Annotated in this window: 2 protein-coding genes; both read left to right on the top strand. The window is 53.2% G+C overall.

The annotated features are described in order from the left end of the window. The first annotated feature begins 23 nt into the window (after positions 1–23). A complete protein-coding gene (locus tag F3J22_RS25320) occupies positions 24–5429 on the top strand; it encodes a non-ribosomal peptide synthetase (RefSeq protein WP_205195559.1) in 5406 nt (1801 codons plus the stop codon). A 10-nt stretch (positions 5430–5439) separates the two neighbouring features. Further along, complete coding sequence (locus tag F3J22_RS25315) at positions 5440–9099, top strand: beta-ketoacyl synthase N-terminal-like domain-containing protein (protein WP_167020702.1); 3660 nt, start codon at positions 5440–5442, stop codon at positions 9097–9099. The last annotated feature ends 51 nt before the right edge of the window (positions 9100–9150 follow it).

Here is a 9150-nt window from a genome sequence, read left to right as displayed (position 1 = left end):
TCCTGAAGAACATCCATACCACCATGAAGGTATATAACGAGTACGGCCCCACGGAAACAACGGTAGGTTGTATCGTTACAGAACTACACCCGGATAAGCCGGTGATCATCGGTAAGCCGATATCCGGGACATCGATCTATATCCTGGATGCCATGCAGCAGCTGGTACCGGTAGGCGTGACCGGTGAGATCTATATTGCCGGCGCAGGCGTAGCCAATGGTTATCTGCATCAGCCGGAGCTGACGGCAAAGAAGTTTGTAGCGGCACCTTTCGGCGATGGTCTGGCCTATCGTACGGGCGACCTGGCCCGCTGGCTGCCAGATGGCAACATTGTGTTCATCGGCAGAAAAGATGACCAGGTTAAAATCCGTGGTTACCGCATTGAGTTGGGAGAGATAGAAACCGCCGTGCTGGGTACTCCTGGCGTGGAAACCGTGGTAGTATTGGCCCGCTCCGGCAACGAAGGCGAAAAGGAGCTGGCCGCCTACATCACCGGCAAGGAACTACATGTAACGGATATACGTAATTATCTGTCCGGCATACTGCCGGCATATATGATCCCTGCTCACTTTGTGGTGCTGGACGAGCTGCCACTGACCACTAACGGGAAGGTAGACCGCAAACGGCTGCCAGATCCCGCAGGTATCAACACCTATGCCAGCGTTACATATGTAGCGCCCCGGACCGACGCACAAATCCACCTGGCCGCGGTACTGGAAGAAGTACTGAAGAAAAAGCAGGTAGGTCTGCGGGACGATTTCTTCCTGCTGGGAGGTGATTCGATTAAATCTATCCAGGTAGTATCCCGTTTGAAACAACGCGGTTACTCCCTCAAAATACAGGATGTGCTGCTTACACCAGTGGTGGAGCAGCTGTCAGAAAAGATGGAGCTGGTGACCCGGTATGCTTCTCAGGCAACGGTATCGGGTCTGGTGGGGCTCACGCCTATCCAGCAGTATTTCCTGGAACAGGACACTGCGTATGCCGGTCATTATAACCAGTCGGTGTTATTATTCAGTGCGACCTCAGTAGCGCCAGCGAGCTTACAGGCGGCACTGGACCATCTCTGGCTGCATCACGATGCGCTGCGGATGGTATACCGCCACGAAGCCGGCAGCTGGATACAGGAAAACAAAGGCGCTGACACGGCGGCCGTACTGGAAGTGCTGGACTATGAGCACGAATCGGCCTTTGCAGCTGCCTGCGACCGCATACAAAGCAGCTTCCGGCTGTCGGAAGGTCCCTTGTTCAAAGCGGCCTTATTCCGCAGCGCCGATGGCGACCGCCTGTTGCTGGCCGCTCATCACCTGGTGGTGGACGGCGTTTCCTGGCGCATCCTGCTGGACGACCTGTCGCAGTTGTATAGCCAGCATAGCAGTGGTATGCCATTGCAGCTGCCGCAGAAAACAGATGCCTATGCCTGGTGGTCGGGCCAGCTGCAAGCCTATGCACAGAGCGAAGCGCTGGCAGCTGCTGCCCCTTATTGGGAGCAGATCAGCACCGTGAGCGTTCCCCCGTTGCCGTTAGACCATGGGCAGGGCAGTAACCAGGCGCGTGATGCGGTGTCGCAATCCTTTTTGCTGGACAGCACTAGCACCACGCAGCTGCTTACACGCTGCTACAGCGCCTATCGCACAGAAGTGAACGATGTGCTGCTATCCGCGCTGGGACTGGCCTTACGTGAGACGTTCGGTCTGCCGCAGGCGCTGGTGACGCTGGAAGGTCATGGAAGGGAAGATATCGGTGGCGGCGTAGATGTAACCCGCACAGTAGGCTGGTTCACGACACTGTTCCCCGTGTTGCTGGACCTGGAGCAGCCGGATGCCATCAGTCAGCTGATCGCGGTAAAGGAACACCTGCACCGGGTGCCGGACAAAGGTATTGGCTATGGTGTGCTACGTTACCTGGGCGGCAAAAAAGATGAGCTGCAACCACAGATAGCCTTCAACTACCTGGGCGACTTTGGCACAGGTGCCGGTAGCGATGAGGCCCCGCAGTTCTCCTTCATCGGCGACTATCACGGCCTGGAAGTAGCGCCGGAACGGTTACGCAGCACAGTACTCAATGTATCAGGCATGGTGGTGGCAGGGCAGCTGCGGATGACCATCGGCTACAGCAAGGCCCAGTTTGAGGAAGCAACCGTGCGCCGGCTCTTGTCCTCTTTGGAACAACAATTACAACAGCTTATCACAACGCTGGCTGCAATAAATCAAACATATCCTACCCCGGTAGATCTCTCCTTTAAAGGATTAAGTCTGGCAGAAGTGGTTGCGCTGAACAAAGACGGCGACCTGGAAGATGTATACCCGCTCAGTCCTTTGCAGGAAGGCCTGTATTATCACTGGCTCACTGCTCGCGGCTCTGTTGCTTATGTAGAACAAATGAACTGCGTGATTAAAGGTCCGCTGAATATACCTGCGCTGGAAGAGAGCTATGCGCGGCTTTCCGCCCGCCATACCGTGCTGCGCACGCATTTTACGCAGCAGCCAGGCAAAGGTGTGTTGCAGGTAGTAAAGAAAACGATCCCGTCGGCATTTGCCTATGTGGACGAAGCCGGAATCAATTCGGATGAATACCGGCTGGCTGACCGTGTACGCGGCTTCGATCTGCACGCCGGTTCGCAGATGCGGCTTAGTGTGCTGAAGCTGGGACCGGATATGTACGACTTTGTCTGGAGCCATCACCATACGCTCATGGATGGCTGGTGTATAGGCATTCTAATCCGCGAATACTTCGAGATATATTACAGCCTGCTGAAAGAGCAGGAACCAAAGCTGGCTGTTACCTATCCTTACGCTGACTATATCAGCTGGCTTAACAGATATGATCGTAAGGAATCATTACAATATTGGAAAGATTATCTCGCCGGCTATGATACCATCAGCAGTGTGCCGGGTACGGCTGCCAATGAAAACAAAGGATACCTTTCCAGCAAAAGCAATTTTGTAATAGACGGCCCGCTGCGCCAGTCGGTAAAGGACTTATGTGGGAAGCTGAGGATCACCGAAAATACTTTCTTCTCAACCGTGTGGGGTATTTTGCTGGGTCGTTATAATGATACCAATGATGTAGTATTCGGCAGTATTGTATCTGGTCGGCCAACAGAAGTGAAAGGGGTGGAAGAGATGATCGGTCTTTTTATCAATACAATCCCGGTGCGCGTGCGTATGCAGGATGGTGTTACGGTGGAGTCGCTGCTGAAAACAACAGGACAGGAAGCTATAGAGGGGGTGCCACATCATTACACGCAGCTGGCGGAAGTGCAATCAGCCAGTGAGCTGGAGCGTGGCCTTTTTGATCATATCCTGCAATTCCAGAATTTTCCGGTGCAGCAGATGGTGGAGGCAGATATGGAACGTACCGACCGCTCTTCTGACCTTAGCCTGATTTCTTCCAATGTAATGGGGCATAACGCCTATCACTTTACCTGTATCATTGTGCCGGGCGACAGTATTGTTTTTATGTTCAAGTACAATGGCAATATTTATGAAGAAACGCAGATCGCCCGCTTACAGGAACATATCACCAACCTGGTGGCCCGCATCGTGGAGAATCCTGCTGCTACAGTGTCGGAGCTGGACTATCTGGGTGCTGCCGAGCAACAGGAACTGCTGGAAACCTTCAGTCATGCTACCAATGATTATCCATCTGAAAAAACTATTGTTGATCTCTTTCAACAGCAGGTGAGCAAAACACCTGATGCTCCGGCACTGGCCTTCAACGACACGGTGCTGAGCTATCGTGAGCTGGATAATAAGTCTGACCAGCTGGCCAGCTATCTGCTCACGCAATATAACATTGTACCTGATGAGGTAGTCGGTATTATGCTGGACCGCTCCGAAAATATGATCATTGCCATTCTCGGCATCCTCAAGGCAGGTGGCGCTTATGTAGCTATAGAGCCTGATCAGCCCAAGGCACGCAAGGCCTTCATTATGCAGGATACCGCCATTAAAGCGCTGATTACCCAAACGGATTATGTATTTGAACTCGACTATTATAATGGCGGAATATACGCGATAGATATTCAGCTGGAAGACAACATAGTGCCGGTGAAACCCGTGGTGGATCTACACCCGGCGAACCTGGCCTATGTGCTCTATACCTCCGGATCCACGGGGCAGCCCAAAGGTGTGATGATCAGTCACCGTTCCCTGGTGGACTATAGCTACGGCGTGCGCGCAAAAACGAACATCGGCAGTTGCAAAACCTTCGGCCTGGTATCCACTATTTCCGCCGATCTCGGTAATACTGTTATCTATACTTCCATCCTGATGGGTGGCTGCCTGCGCATTTTTTCTGCTGTAGATATTATGAGTGCATTGCGTTTAAGCAGCGCTAATGTAGACTGTATGAAGATCGTGCCTTCCCACTGGAAAGCGCTGCAGGAGCCTGACCGCCTGTTTGTACCTGCCAAATGCCTCATCTTCGGCGGAGAGCAGCTCACGCCGGATGTGCTCACGCATATCCGTGGGCACAACGGCAAATGCGAAGTGTACAACCACTACGGTCCATCGGAAGCCACGATCGGCAAGCTGTTGCGCCGCATCGATGTTGCTGCACCCCGTATTTCTCTCGGTATGCCTTTCTGTAACGGTCATGTGTATGTGCTGGACAACCAGCAGCGTCCTTGTCCAATAGGTGTGGCCGGGGAGATTTGTATCAGTGGCGACGGGCTGGCTGCGGGTTACCTGAACCAGCCGGAGCTGACGGCATCACGCTTTGTATCCAATCCATATATAGCCGGAGAGCTGATTTACAAAACCGGCGATCTTGGCCGCTGGCTGCCGGATGGTAGCATCGCATTCCTGGGCCGTAAAGACGATCAGGTGAAGATCCGCGGTTACCGCATAGAGCTGGATGAGATCACAGAAGCATTACAGGAGCACCCGTCTGTAGATACAGCGGTAGTGCTGGCCCGCGATAGCCAATCGGGCGAACGGGAGCTGGCTGCCTACTACGTATCCTCGTTGCCGTTAGGTGCGGAGGAGCTGCGTACCTTTCTCTCGAAATCGCTGCCATCGTATATGCTTCCCCGTTATTTTGTGCAACTGGATGCAATACCGATCACTTCCAACGGGAAGATCAACCGCAAGCTGTTGCCCGATCCTGAAACCGGCAGCGGGCGCACAGGAGAAACCTATGTGGCGCCGGAAACGCAGACTGAATCACAACTTATAAAGATATGGGAAGAAGTACTGGGGCTCACCGAGATCGGTGTGACCACCAGCTTTTTTAACCTGGGAGGAAACTCGCTCAAAATAATCAAGATGTCGCAGCTGGTGAACCAGGTATTTGGAGTGACCTTTTCGATCGACCGGTTCTTCGAATACCTGACTGTCCGCGATATCGCCCAGGCGATTGAACAGCAAAGCCTTTCCGGTGATGGCAATACCGCTGCACAGGAAACGGATGTAATCATCTTTTAAAGAAAATGTTATGAAACAGCCAATAGCAATCATCGGTATGTCCGTGAAAGTGGCGGATGTGGACACGCCGGAAGGCTTGTGGAAGCTCATTGAGCAGCACGAGCATGCCTTCCGGCCGTTGTCAGCCATACGTCAGAAAGATATGTTTGATCGTTTCGGGGAATTCGATATCGCTGTGAAGGGGTATCTCGACAGGATAGACCTGTTCGATAACGAGTTTTTCAGGATAGCGCCGGCAGAGGCAGAGCGGATGGACCCTGAGCAACGGCTTATGTTGGAAGGGGCCGTGAAAATGTTGCTGAATGCAGGTTACAGCCTGTCGTCACTGCGTGGGCAGTCCGTCGGTATCTTTCATACGTTCGGGCAATCGTTGTACAAAACATTTTTTGACGATCTCTCTAATCTCTCCCTCACCGCACATATGCCGGGGATGGTAGGCACCCGTGTGGCTAATTTCATGGACTGGCGTGGGCCGGTGATAGGGTTCGATACTACCTGTTCCTCTTCACTCAGCGCATTATACTATGCCTGCGAAAGCGTATCCAGCGGAGATTGCAGCATGGCGCTGGTAGGAGGAGTGGAGTTGGGAGTAACCTCCAGGGAGCGTGCGCGCAACTCGCCGGTAATATCACGCAAAGACCAGTGTCTGCCTTTTGACAAGGACGCTGATGGGACACTGAGCGGTGAAGGTGCCATCTGCATCCTCATCAAACGCCTGGATGAAGCTGTCCGCGACGGCGACCCTATTCATGCCATTATCAGAGGTGCGGGCATCAATCATGGCGGCGCACTCATACAAAATATTTCGGCGCCCAGCCCGGTGGCGCAATCTGCCGTGATCCGGCTGGCCTGGGAAAACAGTGGTACTGATCCTGCGAGGGTGCGCTTTATAGAAGCGCATGGCACCGGTACCGTACTGGGTGATCCTATTGAATTCAGCGGACTTACCAGCGCCTTTGAAGGCGTGCCAAAGCATAACGGACCGCTATGTTCTATCAGCTCTATCAAAGGGCAGCTGGGGCATCTGGGTGTTGTTGCCGGTATGGCAGGTCTGGTGAGACTGGTGCTGGCATTGCAGCATCAGCGGCTGTTGCCGCAGATAGGGTTCAGTGAGATTAACCCGCATATCAACGAAACAGATGCGCCGGTGAGCATACAACGCACCATGGAACACTGGGAAAGCGAAGTGCCGCGCACCGGCGGCGTGAGCTCCTATGGCCTCACCGGCACCAATGTGCATGTAGTGCTGGAAGAATATGTGGCGCCAGTACCCGAATACCACCCTGCCACGATTTTCGCATTGAAGGTGGCGGGAACTTCCGCATCAAGAGCTAAAAACATCAGCCATTATCTCGCAGATTATCTCGACCGTTATCCGGATGTGCCGTTGCATCAGCTGTGTTATACGGTCAACAAGATCATGGATAGTGACCCGTACGGGGCGATGATATTGTTCCGCGATAGCGCCTCCTTGCAACAACAGCTGCGCGCATTGACCTTTGATACACCGCGCACCGCAGCGTCGCGGCAAGTGTCTCTGTTAATCCCCGCCGTGCTGAAACGCACGCAGCTGGCAGATTTCCTGGCGTCCAGCGATAAGTGCCGCCTGGCTTTCGAATCATTACTACAACAATACGGACCAGTAACTGCTGCGCAGGAAGCATTCCTGCTGCATTACTGTGCCGCCACACAGCTGATACAAAGCGGTATTCATCCGGTGCGCATCATTGGTGCGCAGTCAGGCCGTTTACTGTCGTTATTATTATCTGGCAAGATGTCGATGGAAGCAGCGTTGCAGCAGTTTACGGCTACCAGCGGGGATACTTTCAACGCTGCCGGCTTTCTGAAATTTTTGCAGGAGCTGCCATCATCCGAACAGCATCTGCTATTGGTGATGGGCACAGAAGGCAGCATGGCCAGTACTTTGAAGGATTGGCAGCCACCAGCAAATGTAAAAGTGGTGGCCCCGTCTGCAGAACAGGATACGGGCCTGGAACTTGCAGCGGCCTGTTATCACCTTGGTTACCCGTTATCCGGCTTGCCGCTTACACGCGCAACTTTCCTGCAAAACCTGCATCTGCCTGTGCTGGAACCCAGAAGATGCTGGCCGGAAGTGAAACCCGCTTTTACCACCACCGTTACTGTACCGCCACCTGTTGAAGATGATGTGCAGCAGTCGTTCAGCGAAAGCGCCATCATCGCAGGAATACAGGAGATCTGGCGGGAGAAACTGAAGATAGAAGAGGTAGGGCCGGAAGATGATTTTTTTGACCTTGGCGGCTCTTCCTTGCTTGGGCTGGACGTACTCCGGCAGATCGAGAAAAAATTCGCTATCAGCCTGGAATATGCAGACATCTTCGATTTTTGTACCGTGGCCCAGCAATCTGCCCTGATCCTGGAAAAGTTTGCAGAGAAAGGCATCAGGCCGGCGGCGAATACAACAGAGACGCCGGCTCCATCACTTGTTGAAGACCGTGTTCCGGCCTATGACAAGTTGGTGCAGCATATCAAGGGCCAGCACCCGGAATTGGGCGTCCCGCCTGAAAAGATCCTGCTCACCGGCGCCACCGGCTTCCTCGGTGTGTTCGTGATCCGTGAGCTGCTGGCCACCACCAATGCCCGGATCATCTGCATCATCCGCGCAACAGACGACGAAGCCGCACAGGCACGACTGGCCAGCACGTTACGCAGTTACTTCCCGGAAGTGCAACTGGACGAAACGCGCATTATCGGTATCAAAGGTGATATAACCCGCGAGGGGCTTGATCTTACCACTGCTGGCAGACAATTGCTTACAAATACAGATACCGTTTTTCACCTGGCTGCCAACGTGAGCCACTTCGGGAAAGTCGTACACACAGAGCAGATCAACTTTGAAGGTACGATGCATACCATCGCATTTGCGAAGCAGGCAGGTGTTACCCGTTTTAATCACTTCTCTACCACTGCCGTTGCCACCGGCGGATATATTCCCCAGGTGCCCGTAGCCGATTTCTATGAAACGGACCTCGACCTCGGGCAGTTGTTCGGCCGCCGTATCTATCCCGCTTCCAAATTCAAGGCAGAACAATATCTGCAGCTGCATAAAGGGGAGATACAGGTGAATGTTTTCCGCATCGGGAACATCAGCGGAGAGCTTTATACAGGCCTGTTCCAGCAGAACATCTCTTCCAATAGCCTGTACCAGCGGCTGAAAACACTGGCAGGTATCGGGTGCTATTGTGACGAGATATTGGAGCATGCTTTTGCGGCCACGCCTGTGGACCAGGTAGCCGCCGCCTGCGTGCGTATTTCACTGCACCGTAATGATGACCTTTCTGTTTTTCACATCCTGGAATCGGCGCCTATCCGGTTACGTCAGATGGTGGAACAGCTGGCGCAACATCAGATACATCTTCGCCGAACAGACCAGGAGAGCTTCCTGAAAAAAGTACAGCAAGTGATCAGCAGTACAGACCTGGCTGCCGATAACTTCATTCTCGGTGTGATGAAGTATGGTACCACTGATCCGGAGAACACCCGCTTTACTGTCCGCAATGAGGCCACCCGGGCTTATCTCGAAAGAATAGGTGCTGCGATCAGCTATGATCATGAGCAGTATGCCGGCACAGTGGTACGGTATTGCATTGAGCAGGGATTTATCAAAGCGCCGGTAGCCGGCAATGCCTGAAAAACTTTAGGTGGACTTACACACGAAAGCCACTCGTTATTTAATACAGAA

The sequence above is a fragment of the Chitinophaga sp. Cy-1792 genome (assembly GCF_011752935.1).
Lineage (GTDB): Bacteria > Bacteroidota > Bacteroidia > Chitinophagales > Chitinophagaceae > Chitinophaga.
This window is presented reverse-complemented; position numbering and strand designations above follow the sequence as displayed.

Coding starts and splice junctions, on each gene's coding strand:
- F3J22_RS25315 (WP_167020702.1), top strand. CDS start 5,440: ATGAAACAGCCAATAGCAATCATCGGTATGTCCGTGAAAGTGGCGGAT.
- F3J22_RS25320 (WP_205195559.1), top strand. CDS start 24: ATGAAGGTATATAACGAGTACGGCCCCACGGAAACAACGGTAGGTTGT.